This window comes from Pseudomonas sp. BYT-1 (genome assembly GCF_023611805.1).
Lineage (GTDB): Bacteria > Pseudomonadota > Gammaproteobacteria > Pseudomonadales > Pseudomonadaceae > Aquipseudomonas > Aquipseudomonas guariconensis.
On the sequence record NZ_CP072559.1, the window covers coordinates 5,225,503 to 5,243,486 of the forward strand.

18 protein-coding genes are annotated in these 17,984 nt (G+C 63.9%); 11 read left to right on the top strand and 7 right to left on the bottom strand.

The window, feature by feature from the left end:
• Positions 1–33 precede the first annotated feature (33 nt).
• Positions 34–2,934 (bottom strand): aminotransferase, encoded by a 2,901-nt coding sequence (locus tag J5X93_RS24510; RefSeq protein WP_250034163.1) that lies wholly within the window; start codon positions 2,932–2,934, stop codon positions 34–36.
• On the opposite strand from J5X93_RS24510, the gene J5X93_RS24515 reads away from it, so the two are divergent.
• From J5X93_RS24515 to J5X93_RS24550, 8 genes are read left to right on the top strand one after another with little or no spacing between them, the layout of a single operon-like run.
• A complete protein-coding gene (locus J5X93_RS24515) occupies positions 2,933–3,109 on the top strand; it encodes a hypothetical protein (protein WP_180962687.1) in 177 nt (58 codons plus the stop codon). The genes J5X93_RS24510 and J5X93_RS24515 overlap by 2 nt on opposite strands.
• 40 nt (positions 3,110–3,149) lie before the next feature.
• Positions 3,150–4,232, top strand: coding sequence for a dTDP-glucose 4,6-dehydratase (gene rfbB, locus J5X93_RS24520; protein ID WP_102081114.1), 1,083 nt, complete (start codon positions 3,150–3,152; stop codon positions 4,230–4,232).
• On the top strand, positions 4,229–5,104 hold the full coding sequence (gene rfbA / locus J5X93_RS24525) for a glucose-1-phosphate thymidylyltransferase RfbA (protein WP_043208337.1): 876 nt from the start codon (positions 4,229–4,231) through the stop codon (positions 5,102–5,104). The genes rfbB and rfbA overlap by 4 nt, the downstream gene beginning before the upstream one ends.
• Positions 5,101–5,646 carry a dTDP-4-dehydrorhamnose 3,5-epimerase gene (rfbC, locus tag J5X93_RS24530; RefSeq protein ID WP_043208335.1) on the top strand — a complete coding sequence of 182 codons (546 nt, stop codon included), beginning with the start codon at positions 5,101–5,103 and terminating at the stop codon, positions 5,644–5,646. Before rfbA ends, rfbC begins: the two co-directional genes overlap by 4 nt.
• Positions 5,647–5,651: 5 nt before the next feature.
• Positions 5,652–6,512, top strand: a complete 861-nt coding sequence (gene rfbD, locus J5X93_RS24535) for a dTDP-4-dehydrorhamnose reductase (protein WP_043208367.1) — start codon at positions 5,652–5,654, stop codon at positions 6,510–6,512.
• Between the two features lie 37 nt (positions 6,513–6,549).
• Positions 6,550–8,364: a sensor histidine kinase gene (locus J5X93_RS24540; RefSeq protein WP_043208333.1), complete on the top strand. Its 1,815-nt coding sequence runs from the start codon at positions 6,550–6,552 to the stop codon at positions 8,362–8,364.
• Positions 8,361–9,770 carry a sigma-54-dependent transcriptional regulator gene (locus tag J5X93_RS24545; RefSeq protein ID WP_182816679.1) on the top strand — a complete coding sequence of 470 codons (1,410 nt, stop codon included), beginning with the start codon at positions 8,361–8,363 and terminating at the stop codon, positions 9,768–9,770. Before J5X93_RS24540 ends, J5X93_RS24545 begins: the two co-directional genes overlap by 4 nt.
• Positions 9,767–10,222, top strand: a complete 456-nt coding sequence (locus J5X93_RS24550) for a thioesterase domain-containing protein (protein ID WP_043208329.1) — start codon at positions 9,767–9,769, stop codon at positions 10,220–10,222. Before J5X93_RS24545 ends, J5X93_RS24550 begins: the two co-directional genes overlap by 4 nt.
• Positions 10,223–10,261: 39 nt before the next feature.
• On the opposite strand, the gene cysQ is transcribed toward J5X93_RS24550, so the two are convergent.
• Positions 10,262–11,095: a 3'(2'),5'-bisphosphate nucleotidase CysQ gene (gene cysQ, locus J5X93_RS24555; protein WP_043208327.1), complete on the bottom strand. Its 834-nt coding sequence runs from the start codon at positions 11,093–11,095 to the stop codon at positions 10,262–10,264.
• Entirely contained in the window at positions 11,092–11,658 is a 567-nt protein-coding gene (gene nudE / locus J5X93_RS24560) for an ADP compounds hydrolase NudE (RefSeq protein ID WP_043208324.1), read from the bottom strand. The genes cysQ and nudE overlap by 4 nt, the downstream gene beginning before the upstream one ends.
• A 64-nt stretch (positions 11,659–11,722) precedes the next feature.
• Between nudE and yrfG the strand changes: the two genes are divergently transcribed.
• Positions 11,723–12,385: a GMP/IMP nucleotidase gene (gene yrfG / locus J5X93_RS24565; RefSeq protein WP_250034165.1), complete on the top strand. Its 663-nt coding sequence runs from the start codon at positions 11,723–11,725 to the stop codon at positions 12,383–12,385.
• 78 nt (positions 12,386–12,463) lie between these two features.
• Here yrfG and lysM read toward each other — a convergent pair whose 3' ends face one another.
• Positions 12,464–12,904 carry a peptidoglycan-binding protein LysM gene (gene lysM / locus J5X93_RS24570; protein ID WP_043208319.1) on the bottom strand — a complete coding sequence of 147 codons (441 nt, stop codon included), beginning with the start codon at positions 12,902–12,904 and terminating at the stop codon, positions 12,464–12,466.
• Between the two features lie 173 nt (positions 12,905–13,077).
• On the opposite strand from lysM, the gene fdhD reads away from it, so the two are divergent.
• Positions 13,078–13,917: a formate dehydrogenase accessory sulfurtransferase FdhD gene (fdhD, locus tag J5X93_RS24575; RefSeq protein WP_043208317.1), complete on the top strand. Its 840-nt coding sequence runs from the start codon at positions 13,078–13,080 to the stop codon at positions 13,915–13,917.
• 245 nt (positions 13,918–14,162) lie between these two features.
• The gene (locus J5X93_RS24580; RefSeq protein ID WP_043208314.1) at positions 14,163–14,645 is read left to right on the top strand and encodes a glycine zipper domain-containing protein; all 483 of its coding nucleotides are present in this window, start codon (positions 14,163–14,165) and stop codon (positions 14,643–14,645) included.
• 66 nt (positions 14,646–14,711) lie between these two features.
• On the opposite strand, the gene J5X93_RS24585 is transcribed toward J5X93_RS24580, so the two are convergent.
• The 3 genes from J5X93_RS24585 to hslO form a co-directional block, all read right to left on the bottom strand.
• Positions 14,712–15,146 (bottom strand): acyl-CoA thioesterase, encoded by a 435-nt coding sequence (locus tag J5X93_RS24585; RefSeq protein WP_250034168.1) that lies wholly within the window; start codon positions 15,144–15,146, stop codon positions 14,712–14,714.
• A gap of 179 nt (positions 15,147–15,325) precedes the next feature.
• Positions 15,326–16,867, bottom strand: coding sequence for a phosphoenolpyruvate carboxykinase (locus tag J5X93_RS24590; protein WP_043208309.1), 1,542 nt, complete (start codon positions 16,865–16,867; stop codon positions 15,326–15,328).
• 179 nt (positions 16,868–17,046) lie between these two features.
• Complete coding sequence (gene hslO / locus J5X93_RS24595) at positions 17,047–17,946, bottom strand: Hsp33 family molecular chaperone HslO (RefSeq protein ID WP_043208307.1); 900 nt, start codon at positions 17,944–17,946, stop codon at positions 17,047–17,049.
• Between the last annotated feature and the right edge of the window lie 38 nt (positions 17,947–17,984).

Below are 17,984 nucleotides of genomic sequence, written 5' to 3' on the forward strand. Positions count from 1 at the left end.
AACAATCGACTCAGGTGGCTCGATGACCTCGACTTAAAGCGCTTCGGACAGAATGCGGTCCACGCTGTCGACGAAGTAATCCACGCTCGCCCGGGTGGTGCACATGGGCGGCTTGATCTTGAGGATATTCAGGTAGTCCCCGGTGGGCTGCATGAAGATGCCCAGATCGCGCAGGCGATTGCACAAGGTCATCGTCTCTTCGGTGGCAGGCTCCAGCGTCTGGCGATCGCGCACCAGTTCAAGACCCAGGTAGAACCCGGAGCCGTGGGCAGCCCCCGCAAGTGGATGTTTATCGACCAATGCCTCCAGGCGCGCCTTGAAGTAACGGCCCACCTCGCGGGTGTTCTCCCAAAGGCCTTCCTCCTGCATGACATCCAGCACTGCCATGCCGATCCGGCAACTGACTGGGCTACCACCGGCCGATGAGAAGAAGTAACCCTCAGCCTCCAGGGCCTCGGCAATCTCCCGCCGGGTAATCACCGCGCCCAGTGGCTGACCGTTACCCATGCCCTTGGCCATAGTGATGATGTCCGGCACCACGCCCTGCTCCTCGAAGCCCCAGAAGTATTCGCCGAGGCGACCATAGCCGACCTGCACCTCGTCAGCGATGCACACCCCGCCCCGGGCACGGACCTTCGCGTAGGCCTCGCGCAGGTAGCCCGCCGGCAGCGAGATCCCCCCGGCATTGCCGTATACCGGCTCGCAGATGAATCCGGCCAGCTGCCGCCCCCGGGCATCGAGATCGGCCAGCTTGGCGTCGACATCCTGCAGGTAATCAGGTGCGCTGTCCGGCCCACGGAAACGTCCGCGGAAAGTGTTCGGTGCCTCCACCGGATGCACCCAGTCCGGCCGGGTTTCCAGCGCCTGCGGGTTGTCGGCGATGGAGGTGGAAATGGCGTCGGTAGCCACCGACCAGCCGTGATAGGCCTCCAGCACACTGAGCAAATCGCGCCCACCGCTGTAGGCCCAGGCCAGGCGGATGGCCAGGTCGTTGGCCTCGGTGCCGCTGTTGACCAGGAACACCCGGTCGAAGCCTTCCGGCGCCAACGCCAGCAGTCGCTCCGAGAACTCGGCTATCGCCGCATAGTGGAAGCGCGAGTTGGTGTTGACCAGCGACCACTGGCGCGCCGACTCGGCGGCCATGCGCGGATGCCCATGGCCCAGCACTGCGACGTTATTAAGCATGTCCAGGTAGGAGCGGCCCTGCATGTCGATCAAGTAGTTGCGCCAGCCCCGCTCGATATGGGGTGGCTGCGCGTAGTAGTGCTTCTGCGAGCGGGCAAAGCTGGCGTCACGGCGAGCCAGCAGGGCCTGGGCGTCGACCAAGGGCTCGGCGTCGCAATCGAAGCCCAGCAAGGCGCGGGGGGACGGGCACACCGCCAACCAGGCCTGGGCATGGGATGGTTTGGCGAAGAACGGCGGCTGATGTTGGTGATCCCGGCTCAACTGGACGCTCAGGAAGCCGCAGGTCAGCCCCAGGGCTTGCCCTTTGGCCAGTGCCTGGCCGTCCTGCGGCGCTTCTTCCAGCCCTGCCAGCCATAGGCTCCAGTCGGTTGTGCGCAGCCGACCACGGCCCTCGCCGGTGCGCTCCCAGACACCTGCCTGCGGTGCCTGCAACGCGGTGCCGGTGGGCACGTTCAGTTCCACACCCAAAGCGCAGGTGGCGGGCTCCTCGGGACGATCGATGTGCGTCTGTGACAACCGGTACTGCCCGTGCAGGGTGCACGCCGGCCCGGCCTGCCCGGTCAGCAGCCGCTGGTCGAAACCGGGTTGCTCCCAATTACCGGCTTCGCAATGAGGGCTGAGCACGCCCAGGTCGATGCGCGCCACCGCCTCGCCGGCCAAGGCCGGCATCAGCGGCGCACAGTCCGAAAGGGTCAGCGGCGCCAGGGCGTGCCCTGCGGCCTGGAGAATCGCAGCCTCCATCAGGGCAAAAGGCACGGCGCTGGCGGTGTCGAAGATTTCCCACTCATGGGCGATGTTGTCGAGGATGTACTGGTTGCCAGGCTCTACCTGCAACTGCTGTTCGCTGCTGAGCACCAGCACGGCCGCGCGCATCAGCACCAATGGCCACAAGGCTCGCAGCTCGGCCTCCTGCAGCGGATTGATCGCCTGGTACGCCTGGATCGCCGGCAGGATACGCAGCGGGTCGCCTTCGGCGTGGTGCAGCAGGGCAGCACAGGTCACGGACAAGTCGGCGATACGCCAGGTACGCACCAGATCGCCGAAGTCGATGACGCCCTGCAATTGCCACTGGCGCCCGGCATCACGCGCCCAGACCGCATTGTCATCGGTGATGTCCAGGTGCACGGCCTGGGCCGGCAGGTCATCGGCCAATGGCTGCAAGCGTTCGGCGGCCAGCCCGGTGAGTTGCTGCACACGGGCTCGACGGGACGGGTCTTGCAGTACCGGCAGCAAATGCTCGATCAGTGCCTTAGCGTGGCGCGGGTCCCACTGCAGGGTGCGCTCGAGGCCGGGATGATCGAAATCGGCCAATGCCCGGTCGACACGCGCGCACAGCTCGCCCAGTTCAGCGATCAGGCGCGGCTCCATGTGTTTGAGACGCGTCAGTGGCTGGCCCTCGATGTAGTCGAGCAGGCGCACCCGCAAAGACTGGCCATCGATGTCCACCGCTAAAAGATCCTGGCCATCGCCTGCCCGACGCACGGCCGGCACTGGCAAGCCTTGCTCCCGCAGGTAGGCGAGTGCCGCGTGCTGCGCTTCGAGCTCCACCTGCGCATAGCTGGCGTGGCAGGCCTTGAGCACGAAGCGGCCTTGTTCGCTGTCGAGCAGCAGGTTCAGGTCCTGCTGACTGCCCAACGGCTGCAAGGGTCCGTCCAGGTCGTAGTGCGCGCGCAGCAGGGCATGGGCCTGGGCTTCGCTCAGCGAAGGGTTGGGCTGGCGGGAACGCTGGATCAGGGTGCTCAAGGGCATGGAGTGGAACCTCGGTTTTTTTGTCGCTTATATCGCCACTGCTGCTGCCGATATACAAGAGGCTGGCGATAAAAGCCTTGGTTACAGCAAGGCAGTTCCAAACTGTCCGGCTTTGCCGGACAATGCCGCCGCACGAACAAAGGGCCAGACCGCAGCGACCCGGCCGACACGCTAAGCTCCACTGGAGCTTCCTTCAGACCCAGAGGTTCTTTCAGATGCGAATTCTCGTCACCGGTGGCGCCGGTTTCATTGGCTCTGCCCTGATCCGCCACCTGATCGACAATACCGAGCACGAGGTCCTGAACCTCGACAAACTCACCTACGCCGGCAACCTGGAGTCGCTGCAACGCATCGCCAGCAATACCCGCTACGAACTCGTCCAGGCCGATATCGCCGATGCGGCCACAGTCAGCGCCGTGCTGGAGCGTTTCCAGCCCCACGCGATCATGCACCTGGCCGCCGAATCCCACGTGGACCGCTCCATCGATGGCCCGGCGGAGTTCATCCAGACCAACATCGTCGGCACCTACACCCTGCTCGAAGCCACTCGTGCCTGGTGGAGCCGCCTGCCATCGCAGGCACGCGCGGCGTTTCGCTTCCACCACATCTCTACTGATGAGGTCTACGGCGACCTGCATGGTGCACACGACCTGTTCACCGAGACCACGCCCTACGCGCCAAGCTCGCCCTATTCGGCAAGCAAGGCAGCGTCCGATCATCTGGTACGCGCCTGGCACCGGACCTACGGGCTGCCTGTGCTGGTTACCAACTGCTCGAACAACTACGGCCCGTACCACTTCCCCGAGAAGCTCATCCCACTGATGATCCTCAGCGCCCTCGCCGGCAAACCGCTGCCGGTGTACGGCGATGGCCAGCAGGTGCGCGACTGGCTGTACGTCGACGACCACGCCCGTGCCCTGCTCAAGGTGGTGACCGAAGGCCAGGTCGGCGAGACCTATAACATCGGTGGCCACAATGAGCAGAAGAACATCGATGTCGTGCACGCCATCTGCGCGCTGCTCGAGGAACTGGCGCCTGAACATCCGGCGGGCGTGGCCCGCTACACTGACCTCATCACCTTCGTCCACGACCGCCCAGGCCACGACCTGCGTTATGCCATCGACGCCAGCAAGATCGAGCGGGAGCTGGGCTGGGTGCCGGAAGAGACGTTCGAGAGCGGACTGCGCAAGACCGTACAGTGGTATCTGGACAACCTCCAGTGGTGCCGCCATGTCCAGGATGGCAGCTACCAGGGTGAGCGCCTGGGACATTCCAATTTCAAGGACCTGATCGCATGAGCAAAGGCATCGTCCTGGCGGGGGGCTCCGGCACCCGCCTGCATCCCATCACGCTTGGCGTTTCCAAGCAGCTGCTGCCCATCTACGACAAACCGATGATCTACTACCCGGTCTCGGTGCTGATGCTGGCCGGCATCCGTGACATCTTGCTGATCTCCACCCCCCGGGACCTGCCACAGTATCGTCAGTTGTTCGGCGACGGCAGCCAGTTCGGCCTGCGTATCAGCTACGCCGAGCAACCCTCCCCCGACGGTTTGGCCCAGGCCTTCCTGATTGGCGAGCAGTTCATTGGCAACGATCCGGTGTGCCTGATCCTGGGCGACAACATCTTCCACGGTCAAAGCTTCACCGAGCAGCTGACCCGTGCGGCCAGCCATCCCACGGGCGCGACGGTGTTCGGTTACTGGGTCAAGGACCCGGAGCGCTTCGGTGTGGTCGATTTCGACGAGCAAGGTCGAGCACTCTCGATCGAGGAAAAGCCTGCCGAGCCCAAGTCCAGCTATGCCGTCACCGGCTTGTATTTCTACGACAACGACGTGATCGAGATCGCCAAGGGCCTGCGCCCCTCCCCTCGTGGCGAGTTGGAGATCACCGACGTCAACAATGCCTACCTCAAACGCGGCGACCTGCGCGTGGAGCGTTTCGGTCGTGGCTTCGCCTGGCTGGACACCGGAACCCACGAGAGCCTGCTGGAAGCCTCGCAGTACGTGCAGACCATCGAGAACCGCCAAGGCCTTAAAGTTGCCTGCCTGGAAGAAATCGCCTACCAGAAAGGCTGGATCACCCGCGAGCAGCTGCTGGCCAAGGCAAACGAACTGAAGAAGACTGGTTACGGTCAGTACCTGAGCAAAATCGCCGAAGAGCCCGCATGAACATCATCCACACCGACATCCCCGACGTGCTGATCATCGAACCCAAGGTGTTCGGCGACAGCCGGGGGTTTTTTCTCGAGAGCTTCAACGCCAGGGATTTCGCCGCTCACACCGGCCTGGACATCACCTTCGTCCAGGACAGCCACTCCTATTCGCGCAAAGGCGTGCTGCGCGGCCTGCATTATCAGGTCGAGAATACCCAGGGCAAACTCGTGCGCGTGGTGCGCGGCGAGGTCCTGGACGTGGCCGTCGACGTACGTCGCAGTTCCCCGACCTGCGGCCGCTGGGTCGCCGCGCGCCTGTCGGCCGAGAACTTCCGCCAGATGTGGGTGCCGCCAGGGTTCGCCCATGGATTCGTGGTACTGAGTGAAGAAACCGAGTTCCTCTACAAGACCACCGACTACTACAACCCCGCAGCCGAGCGCTGCATCCGCTGGGACGACCCGACCCTGAACATCGACTGGCAACTGCAGGCGCCGCCGCAGCTGTCGGCCAAGGACCAGCTTGGCAAGCTGTTCAGCGAGCTCGACCTGCTGCCATGAAACCATTGAAGATCCTCGTTTGTGGCCATAACGGCCAACTCGCCCAAGCCTTGCGCCCGCAGTTGACCGACCTGGGCGAGGTACTGCTGCTCGGACGCGACCAGCTCGACCTGGCCAATCCCGAGCAACTGCGTGAACCGCTGCGCCGACTGGCCCCCGACCTGATCATCAACGCCGCCGCCCACACCGCAGTGGACCAGGCCGAGAGCGAGCCGGAGCTGGCGTTCGCCATCAACGCCGAAGGCCCGCGCGTGTTGGCCGAGCAAGCAGCGCGACTTGGCGTGCCGCTGATCCACTACTCCACCGATTATGTCTTCGACGGCGACAAGCCCACTCCCTACACCGAGGCGGACACACCCAACCCGCTGGGCGTCTATGGGCGCAGCAAGCTGGCTGGCGAACAGGCCATCAGCGCGGTGGGCGGCGAGCACCTGATCCTGCGCACCAGCTGGATCTACTCGCGGCATGGGCGCAACTTCCTGCTGACCATGCAACGCCTGCTGCAAGAGCGCCCGCAGCTGCGGGTGGTCGACGACCAGGTCGGCGCGCCGACCTGGGCCGGCACCCTTGCCGTCAGCACCCGCGCACTCATCGAGCGTTGGCAGGCAGGCCAGGCCGGCGCCTGGGGCCTCTACCACCTGACAGCGCAAGGCGAGACGTCCTGGTTCGGCTTTGCCCAGGCCATTGCCGAACACCTGCGCGCCCAAGGCCTGCCCTGCGCCGAGTTGCTGCCGATCCCGTCCAGCGAGTACCCGACACCTGCGCGCCGGCCGCTGAACTCGCGCCTGGACTGCTCGCGCCTGGCCCGTGAGTGGCAGGTCCAACAACCGCACTGGCACCAAGCGCTGATCGACTGCCTCAAGTAGCGCATAATTGCGCCAGATCCTTCTGGCGCATCCCTTGATGATTTCGACCTCCACGCCTCCACGCCGTCCCCGCTGGCGCAGCCTCGCCCTGCTGGCCCTGTGCCTGGCTCCGCTGCTCTGGCCGCTGCATCACCTGGCCGAGCGTTACTACCAGGAGGAACTGGCCTCACAAAACCGCCAGACCCTCGACCTCTATGTCGCCAACCTGCTGGGCACCCTGCACCGCTACGAGACCTTGCCGCAGATCCTAGGCGACCTGCCAGCCCTGCGCGGTGCGCTCCACGACCCGTTCAAGACCGAAGCGGTGACCAACGCCAACCGCCTGCTCAAGGAGATCGTCGAGCAAACCGGCGCCGAGGTCATGTATCTGATGGACGTCAGCGGCAATACCCTGGCCGCCTCCAACTGGGACAAACACGACAGCTTCGTGGGCCGCAACTTCGCCTTCCGGCCGTACTTCCTCGAAGCCATGCAGGGGCGCCTGGGAAGATTCTTCGGCCAAGGCACCACCTCGGCCAAGCGTGGCTATTTCTTCGCCGCTGCCGTGCACGAGCGGGACAAGATCGTCGGCGTGCTGGTCGTCAAGGTTGACCTGGACCACACCGAAACCCTGTGGGGTCGCACCCCAGAGCAACTGCTGCTCACCGACCAGAATGGCGTAGTGGTGCTGACCTCGCGACCTGACTGGCGCTTTCGCGCCACCCGGGCGCTGACCGCCGCCGAGCGCGAGGCGATCATCGCCATCCAGCCCTACCCGACCCAGGCCCCGCAGCCGCTCAACCTCGACACCGCTGCCTGGCTGATCCAGACCCGCAGCATCAACGAAACCGGCTGGCAAGTCAGCATCCTCGCCCCGCGCACGCTGGTCGACCGCTCCGTGCAGACGGTCATGGCCATCGGTGCGGCCGCCTTGCTGGTGCTGATGCTGCTGGCAGGCCTGGTGATGCAGCGCCGACGCCACTACATCGACCGTATCGACTTCGAAGCCCGCGGCCGCCAGGAGCTGGAAAAGCGCGTAATGGAGCGCACCGCCGACCTCGAAGGCCTCAACACCCGCCTGAAGAAGGAAGTACTTGAGCGAGAACAGGCCCAACAGGAGCTGGTCCGCGCTCAGGACGAGCTGGTCCAGGCCGGCAAGCTGTCGGTGCTGGGCACCATGTCGGCCAGCATCAGCCATGAGCTCAACCAGCCATTGGCCGCTATCCGCAGCTATGCCGAAAACGCCGAGATCCTGCTCGATCATCAACGCATCGAAGATGCCCGTGGCAACCTCAAGCTGATCGGTGAGCTGACCGGGCGCATGGCCTCGATCATCACCCACTTGCGTGCATTCGCCCGTCGCGACCGCCACGCCCCGGAAAGCGTCGCCCTGCAACCGGCGCTCGATGACGCCCTGGCGTTGCTGGCCAAGCGCCGCCGGGCCATGGCCGTGGAGCTGGTCCGCGACCTACCCGACGCCACACTCTGGGTCCAGGCCGGCGAAACCCGCCTGCGCCAGGTGCTCGGCAACCTGCTGGCCAACGCCCTCGACGCCCTGACCGAGAAAGCCAACCCGCGCAAGCTGTGGCTCAGTGCCGAAACCCGCGACGGCTACGTCTACCTGTACATCCGCGACAACGGCCCAGGCTTCAGCAGCCAGGCCCTGGAGCACGCCAAGGAACCCTTCTTCACCACAAAGACCCGCACCCAAGGCCTGGGCCTGGGCCTGGCGATCTGTGAAAGCCTGATGCGAGCCCTGGGTGGCGAACTGCTGCTCGGCAACCACCCGGAAGGCGGCGCACTGCTCACCCTGCAGCTGCGCGTGGCCACGCCCGGCGCGAACCTGCAACCTTCGGAGGACCCCTCGGCATGACGACCGAGACACTCATCGACAGCCGCACCCAGGTCATCCTGGTGGACGATGACCCGCACCTGCGCCAGGCCCTGGGGCAGACCCTGGACCTGGCCGGCCTGAAAGTCGTGACGCTGGCCGACGCCCAGGGCTTGGCCGAGCGCATCGCTGCGGACTGGCCTGGCGTGGTGGTCAGTGACATCCGCATGCCCGGCATCGATGGCCTGCAACTGCTGGAGCAACTGCATGGGCGTGACAGTGACCTGCCGGTGCTGCTGATCACCGGCCACGGCGATGTGCCGCTGGCCGTGCAGGCCATGCGCGCCGGGGCCTATGATTTTCTCGAAAAGCCCTTTGCCAGCGATGCCCTGCTCGACAGCGTACGCCGCGCCCTGGCCTTGCGCCGTCTGGTGCTGGACAACCGTAGCCTGCGCCTGGCCCTGAGCGACCGCCAGGAGCTGTCCACGCGTCTGGTTGGCCAGTCGCCGGCCATACAGCGCCTGCGCGAGCAGATCGGCGCCCTGGCCGCCACCCGCGCGGACGTGCTGATCCTCGGCGAGACCGGCGCCGGCAAAGAGGTGGTGGCCCGTGCGCTGCACGACCTGTCGAGCCGCCGCGAGGGGCCTTTCGTGGCGATCAACGCCGGTGCCCTGGCCGAGTCGGTGGTCGAGAGCGAGCTGTTCGGCCATGAACCCGGCGCCTTTACCGGCGCGCAGAAGCGCCGCATCGGCAAGTTCGAGTTCGCCAATGGTGGGACGTTGTTCCTCGATGAAATCGAAAGCATGAGCCTGGAGGTGCAGGTCAAGCTGTTGCGCCTGTTACAGGAGCGGGTGGTGGAGCGCTTGGGTGGCAACCAGCTCATCCCATTGGACATCCGCATCATCGCCGCCACCAAGGAAGACCTGCGCCAAGCCGCCGACCAAGGGCGCTTTCGCGCCGACCTGTATTACCGCCTGAATGTGGCACCGCTGCGCATCCCGCCGCTACGCGAGCGTGGTGACGATATCCTGGTGCTGTTCCAGCACTTCGCCGATGCCGCCAGCGCACGCCATGGCCTGCCGGCCCACAGCCTGCAACCGGCCCAGCGTGCCCTGCTGCTGCGTCACGACTGGCCAGGGAACGTGCGCGAGCTGCAGAACGCTGCGGAGCGCTTCGCACTGGGTCTGGAGCTGGCCCTCGACGGCCAGGCGCCCAGCACTCACACAGCCCACGAAGCTGAGCGCAGCGGCACGCTCAGCGAACAGGTCGAACAGTTCGAGCGATCATTGATCGCCGCCGAGCTGGCCCAACCCCACAACTCCCTGCGCAGCCTTGCCGAAGCCCTCGGCATCCCGCGCAAGACTCTGCACGACAAGCTGCGCAAGCATGGCCTGAATTTCGAAGGCGGCGCCAGCGGACACGACGATCAGGAGGAAACCCGCCCATGACCACCGACAGCCAGTACCTGCAGTCCGTACTGCACAGCGACATTCCCCTGACCCGGGAGATGGGCATGGAAGTCATTGGCTGGGAGGACCACTGCCTGCGCCTGCAATTGCCGTTGGCGCCCAACGTCAATCACAAGAGCACCATGTTCGGTGGCAGCCTGTATTGCGGTGCGGTGCTGGTAGGATGGGGCTGGTTGCACCTGCGCTTGCGTGAGCTGGGAATCGATGACGGGCATATCGTCATCCAGGAAGGCCAGATCAGCTACCCGCTGCCGGTAACCGACACGGCCGTGGCACGCTGCGAAGCACCGGAAGACAAGACCTGGGAGCGTTTCGTGGCGATGTACCAGCGCCGCGGACGGGCTCGCCTGACCCTCGAGACGATCGTCTGCAACGCGGGCAGCGATGAGCCCGCCGTGAAGTTCAGCGGACAATACGTGTTGCATCGCTAGGCTTGCCGCTGCCGGGGGACGCCTTGAGTCCTAAAGAACTCAGCGACCGATGGCCGCTGCCAATTGCAACAAGGCCGGACGCCACGCAGCCGCGCCAGGCAAGGCCAGGAAGAATTCATTGAGCAGGGATTCACGCGCCGGGTAGCGGAAGGGCTGGCCATCCAGCCCGATGACCTCGCCCCCGGCACCTTCCAACACACCCTGGGCAGCAGCGGTATCCCACTGGGAGGTCGGCGCCAGTCGCGGATAGCAATCCGCGGCCCCTTCGGCCAACAGGCAGAATTTCAGCGAACTGCCGACATTGGCCAGTTCAAGCTCGCCAACGGCGCTGCCCAGCCCGCCCAACAGCGCTTCCTGCTGAGGGCTGGAATGTCGCTTGCTGGCGACCACCGTGAAGCGCCCGCCCTCCGGCGGTTGCCGACGCACCCGGATCGATTCGGCAGAACCATTCACCTCGGCGCGCCACGCGCCCAGCCCCCGGCCGCCGAAGTAGCAGCGGCCATTGGTCGGCATCGCCACCACACCAAACACCACTTCGCCCTCCTCGATCAAGGCGATGTTGACAGTGAACTCCTCGCTTCCGGCGATGAACTCCTTGGTGCCATCGAGCGGGTCGACCAACCACCAGCGGCGCCAGGCCTGGCGCTCGGCCAGCGGAATCTCGCAGTCCTCCTCCGACAGCACCGGGATATGCGGGGCCAGCACCTGCAAGCCGTCCGCGATGACCTGATGAGCGGCGAGGTCGGCAGCGGTCACCGGCGAGTCATCAGCCTTGGCCGTCACCGCCACATCGGCGCGCCAGAACGGCAAGATCGCCTCACCCGCCAGACGGGCCAGTTTCACGACTTCGTCCATCAATTGCTGATCGTTCATACGCTGAGCAACCCCCGCTGGATCATCAGGTCGCGGGCTAGGTACAGCGCTGCGAGCGCCCGGCCTTCGGAGAATTGCGGATGCATGGCCAGCGCCGACAGTTCACGCAAATTGACCTTGTCCACGCGCATCGGCTCGGGCTCGTCTCCTTCCAGACGTTCTTCGTAGAGATCGGTGGCGAGTACCACCTGGATCTTCTGGCTCATGTAGCCAGGCGAGAGGGACAGCTCGGTGAGATGCTCCAGTTGGCGCGCGCCGAAGCCGGCTTCTTCCTTGAGCTCACGGTTGGCTGCGGCCAGCACGTCCTCGCCAGGCTCGATCAGGCCCTTGGGCAAGGACAATTCATACTCATCGGTGCCACCACAGTATTCTTCCACCAGCACCGCGTGCTCGGCATCGAGCATGGCCACCACCATCACCGCGCCGTAGCCATTGCCGCGACCGACCAGGCGTTCGTAGGTCCGCTCGGTACCGTTGGAAAAACGCAACTGCACGGCTTCGACGCGGAACAGACGGCTGCTGGCGACGATCTCGCGGGCGAGGACGGTGGGTTTCTGGCGCATGGGGCGGCTCCTTGGCGTGAACGGGTTACTATACCGTGGCTTGCCGACCTAACGAGAGTTTCCCATGCCCGTTCTTCCTTGGTCCGCCATCGATACCGTCCTGCTGGACATGGATGGCACCCTGCTCGACCTGCACTACGACAACCAGTTCTGGCTGGAGCACCTGCCCCAGCGCTACGCCGAGCTGCACGGTGTCAGCCGGGCCATGGCCGAACTTGAGCTGCAGCCGCTGTTCGAGCGCAATGCAGGCACTCTCAATTGGTACTGCCTGGATTTCTGGAGCCGCGAGCTGAACCTGCCGATCCGCGAGCTCAAACAGGAAATCGCCGACCTGATTGCGCTGCGCCCGGACGCCGATACCTTCCTCGCCGCAATCCGCCAAGCCGGCAAACGCGTGGTGCTGATCACCAATGCCCATCGCGACTCGCTGTCACTGAAGCTCGAGCGTGTGGAGCTGGCGCCCTATTTCGAGCGGCTGATCAGTTCCCACGACTACGGATTTCCCAAGGAAAGCCCGCAGTTCTGGGACGCCCTGCAGGCGGACATCGGCCTCGATCCTGCGCGCAGCCTGTTCATCGACGACACCCTGGCGATCTTGCGCAGTGCGCGACGCTTCGGCGTGGAGCATTTGCTGGCCGTGCGCCAGCCCGACAGCAAGGCGGGACCGCGTAATACTCAGGAGTTCGCCGCGGTGGAGGATTACCGGCAACTGCTGGAAGGTCTGTGAGCATGCAGTCGCGGATGAACCCGCTCCCACGACGATCACACGGGAGCGGGCTTATCCGCGCATCGGGACAACAGGCAATCAGTCAGGAATGCGCAGCACCTGTCCCGGATAGATCTTGTCCGGATGCTTGAGCATCGGCTTGTTGGCCTCGAAGATCTTGTTGTACTTGTTGGCATCGCCATATTCGGCCTTCGCGATGGCGCTCAGGGTATCGCCTTTCTTGACCGTGACGAAGCGTGCCGCCTGGGCCACGGGCCCTGTGACGGTGATCTGGTCGTCCACTGATGCCACGCCATCGATGTTGCCCGCCGCCAGGATGATCTTTTCCTTTTCTTCCTGGCTCGCCACCTCGCCCTTGAGCACGATCGTATCGCCCTGGACGGTGGCGGAGATGTTCGGGTTACCCAAGCCGACGGATTCGACGTGCTTCTTGAGCTGCGCCTCGGCGTTGGCGTTTCCGGGCGTCAGCAAGTCGATCAGTTTTTCACCGGCTTCCTTCACGAAACTGAACAGGCTCATGTCGCTCTCCTTGATGATCAAACATGGGAAGCAGGAGTCTAGGACAGACTTGGCCAATCCGCCTCGCCAAGCCAATCGACGTCCTCTATCAGGGGATAGAACCTAGCGACTAGACGTCGCCCGCCTGCAAGCCTAGGCTTGTGCAGGTAACAAGCCGCCGGTAATCCGCTCTGATGAACAGCAAACCCCCAGTCTGTGCGGCGTCCATGCCTCTTGCCTTGCCTGCCGCCAGTAATACCTACGACTACGTACAACTCACCGACGAGGTGCGCGACAGCACGCCGCTCGCCGAAGAGGTGGCTCTGGCCATCGTCTACAACGGTCTGAACCAGGCGGTGATGCTGGTCAGCCCTACCCATCTGGAAGACTTCGCCGTCGGGTTCAGCGTCGGCAGCGGTATCGTCGCCAGCACCGACGAAATCTATGACGTGAAGCTCTCCGGCAGTGGCTCGGCGCTCTACGCCGACCTGGAAATTTCCAGCCGCGCCTTCTGGAATCTGAAGAACCAGCGCCGTCAGCTAGCCGGCACCAGCGGCTGCGGTCTGTGCGGCGTCGAAGCCCTGGAGCAGGCGCTACCCGAGCTGGCCACGCTGCCCGGTGCGCCCCTGCCTCCTGCGCACTGGTTGGCCGGGCTGCGCCAGCGCATCGATGCCTTCCAGCCCCTGGGGCAGCACTGCGGCGCGGTGCATGCGGCGCTGTTCATGGACCGTGACGGCGAGCTGCTACTAGGCCGTGAGGACATCGGGCGCCACAACGCGCTGGACAAGCTGATCGGCGCGCTGCTGCGCCAACGCATCGATACTGAGGGTGGCCTGGCCATCGTCACCAGCCGTTGCAGCCTCGAACTGATCCAGAAAGTCCTGCGTGCCGGCATCCAGACCTTGGTCAGCCTCTCGGCACCGACCGGCCTGGCCCTGCAATGGGCGCGTAAGCACAATCTCAATCTCATCCACTTGCCCAAACACAGCGCACCACGGGTATACAGCCCTGTGGCGCAGCAGTCGCAGGGATGAACGCGCCCGAGACCGCGGCCTCCCCCCTCTGTTCGAAAGCTGGCGAACAGCCATAAAAAAAGCCCTGTGCGCAACGGCCAGGGCTTTGTCTCAAGTAGCTTCAGACAAGCAAAATTTGAGAAAGTTTCACCTAAAAAACAAGAAGTTAGAGAATTGTGTACAAGTCGTGCTACTCGTCGGATTTCCATTGCCAGCCGCCTCGCCGAGCCTCAAATTCGCCTCGTCATCCCTATGAGGCTCTCTCGATGAAGAAGTACTCCTCGATTCTGTTGTTGTCTTTCAGCTTGCTCAGCGGCGTTGCCATGGCCGGTGGCAATACCGAGGCCGGCATTGGCGGCGCATTGGGTGGGGTACTCGGCTCCGTAGTAGGTAACTCCATCGGTGGTAGCACCGGCGGCGCCATCGGTGCCGGCCTGGGCGGTGCGGCCGGCGGTGCCCTGGGTGCCGACAAGCGTCAGCGCGGTGAGGCCGCCATCGGTGGCGCACTGGGCGCGGCCGGCGGTAACGTAATCGGTCGCTCGATGGGCGGCACTACCGGTAGCCATATCGGTGCAGCCGCAGGTGGTGGTGCCGGTGGTGCCCTGGGTAACTACCTGGGCAACAAGGCCGACGATGACGATCGTCACGACCGCCGCTACCGTCGTGACTACGACGGCCGCCGTCACTGGGACCGTGGCCATCACTACGGCCATCGCAAGCACAAACGCCACTGGCGTTACGACGACTGATCATTCAGTCAAGCAAAGGCCCTGCCCTGACCGGCAGGGCCTTTTCGTTGGTGTCGACTTTGCGGCTCAGCGGTTGAACTGCAAGCCCGCCAGGGACGCCTGCAGGGCGTCGGGGAAGGTCACCGGGTTGCCGGAGGCACGCTCCACGAAGACCTGCACCACCGTCCCCGCCGCACAGGCTTGCGGCTCGCCTGGACGGAACAGCGCCAGGTGGTACTCCACCGTGCTACCTGCCAGGCGCACCACGCCCAACCCCACTTCGAGCACATCGGGAAACCCTGGCAAGGCATAGAACTGCGCCGCCGAGCTGATCACCACGCCAACCAGTTCACCCTCGCGCAAGTCCAGCTCGGCCTGCTCGACGAGAAACGCCTGGATGGCCGTCTCGAAGTAGCCATGCACCGTCGCGCCGGCAATATGACCATTGATGTCGTTGTCGTGGGGGCGGGTGAGGATAGGATGGAAGTGGTTGAAATGGCTGCGCTGAGGGGATTCGGTCATAGGTTACCCAGGCTTGGTTACGCGAGTGGAGGTTGCGGCCGTCATTAGGAGCAGTTGGGCTGCCCAGCAGCCCAATCACCGGACAAGCCCTCGATTGCTCCAGTGACCATACCATCGGCTCAGGACCAGAAACAAAAAAGCCGCCCCGAGGGGCGGCTTTTTCGTCCGTGCTCGCGTGCTTACAGCTGCGGGCCAGCGGCCTTGATGGCCTCGGAGACGTCGAACTTCTTGAAGTTCTCGATGAACAGATTGGCCAGGCCTTTGGCGGCCTCGTCGTAGGCAGCCGAGTCAGCCCAGGTGTTGCGTGGGTTGAGCAGGACGGTTTCGACGCCCGGAACGGCCTTCGGCACATCCAGGTTGATGATGTCCAGGTGCTCGGTCTCGGCACCGATCAAGGCACCACTCTGGATCGCAGCGATCACGGCACGGGTGGTCGGGATGCTGAAACGCTTGCCAACGCCATAGCCACCACCGGTCCAGCCGGTGTTGACCAGGTAGACCTTGGAGCCGAAGCCTTTGATGCGTTTGATCAGCAGTTCAGCGTACTCACCAGCCGGACGTGGGAAGAACGGAGCGCCGAAGCAGGTGGAGAAGGTCGACTTGATGCCGCCGCCCGAACCCATCTCGGTGGAACCAACCAGCGCGGTGTAGCCGGACAGGAAGTGGTAGGCCGCCTGCTCATTGTTCAGGATCGAAACCGGAGGCAGAACGCCAGTCAGGTCGCAGGTCAGGAAGATGACCGCGTTCGGCTCGCCGCCCAGGTTCTTCTCGGAACGCTTCTCGACGTGCTCCAGCGGGTAGGCGGCGCGGCTGTTCTGAGTCAGGCTGCCATCGGCGTAGTCGGCGTGCTTGGCGTCGTCGAGAACGACGTTTTCCAGCACCGCGCCATGCTTGATGGCTTTCCAGATGACCGGCTCGTTCTTCTCGGACAGGTCGATGCACTTGGCGTAGCAGCCGCCTTCGATGTTGAAGACAACGCCTTCGCCCCAACCGTGCTCGTCGTCACCGATCAGGTAACGGCTCTCGTCGGCCGACAGGGTGGTCTTGCCGGTGCCGGACAGACCGAAGAACAGGGTCACATCACCTGCTTCGCCGATGTTGGCGGCGCAGTGCATCGGCAGAACGTCGGCAGCTGGCAGCAGGAAGTTCTGCACAGAGAACATGGCTTTTTTCATTTCGCCGGCGTAACGCATGCCAGCGATCAGCACTTTCTTCTGGGCGAAGTTGATGATCACGCAACCATCGGAGTTGGTGCCGTCACGCTCTGGAACGCATTCGAAATTGGCGACGTTGAGCACTTGCCACTCTTCACGACCGGCCGGGTTGTACTGGGCCGGATTGATGAACAGGCAACGGCCGAACAGGTTCTGCCAGGCAGTCTGGGTGGTCATCTTGACCGCCAGGTAGTGCTCGGCGGCAGCGCCTACGTGAACGTGGGAAACGAAGTGCTCTTGGGCGTTGTTGAACGCCTCGACGCGAGCCCACAGAGCATCGAACTTGTCAGCCGGGAACTTGCGGTTGATCGGCCCCCAGGCAATGGCACCGGAGGTGCTGGGCTCGTCGACGATGAAACGGTCAGCCGGCGAACGGCCGGTACGATGACCGGTTTTCACAACCAGTGCGCCAGTATCGGCCAGCTCGCCTTCACCGCGGGACAGCGCTTCTTTTACCAGCTCATCGACGGTCAGGTCGGTGTACACGGTGTTGTTGGCTTGCGTCATGAGATACCCCATCCGGCCCAAGGCCGAGTGCTCCAAACGTTTTGTAGTTGTCTATTTCAAACTACTACAGCGAAAAAAGTGGCCGGATTATGCCAGAAAAGCCCAAAAAAAGTAGGCCCCTCCTGTCAGAACTGCGCTTTTGCGCAATTCGACAGGAGTTTCTCCTGTAGTGAACCGTTTCAGTGCTGAGTATCTGACGGTGCCTCGGTGCCACCACCTGCAAACAATTGCGCCACATCGCTCGCGTCGAAGAAATAGCGCTCGTTGCAGAACTGGCAATCGATCTCGACCTTGCCACCACACTCTTCCACCAATGCCTTGGCATCCTCTTCTCCAAGGCTCACCAATGCATTGCCGGAACGCTCGCGCGAGCAGCTGCAATGGAAGCGCAGGGGCTCGATGTCGAACAGACGCACGGCGTCCTCATGGTAGAGGCGGTGCAGCAGGGTTTCGTTGTCCAGAGACCACTCCTCAGGCTTGAGGGTGCCTGCCAGGGCCACGACATGCTGCCAACTGCCCTCGCGCTCTTCTTCGTCGCGCTGGCGATCGACCGGCAGCTGCTGCAGCAGCAGGCCACGGGCCTTGCCACCCTTGGCGTCGAGCCAGAAGCGCGTGTTGAGCTGCTGGGACTGGACGAAATAATTGGTGAAGCACTCCGACAGGTTGGCGCCATCGAGGTCCACGGTGCCCTGGTAACGCTGGCCCTTGACCGGATCGATGGTCAAGGTCAGGTGACCGTCAGGCATCAGCTGGGCCAGGGTCGCGTCGGCCGGGATCTGGTCCGCCTCGTAGCGCGCCATGCCGCGGATATCGCGATCGCTGGAGCACTCGACCATCAACAGCGGAATGGGCCCCTGGGAGCGCGCCTGAAGCACCAGCAGGCCATCGAACTTGAGTGCGCCCACGAGTAGCGCGGTCGCCGCCATCAGTTCACCCAGCAGCACGGCGACCGGCTGAGGGTAAGGATGACGGGCCAGCACGTCGGCATAGCTCTGCTCGAGCGCCACCCACTCGCCGCGGATATCGCGGTCGTCGAAGATGAAACGTTGGGTGAAGTCGGTATCCGGCAAATCGCTCATAGGTTTTGGCTATCTAAAAATGATGACAAAATGGTTAC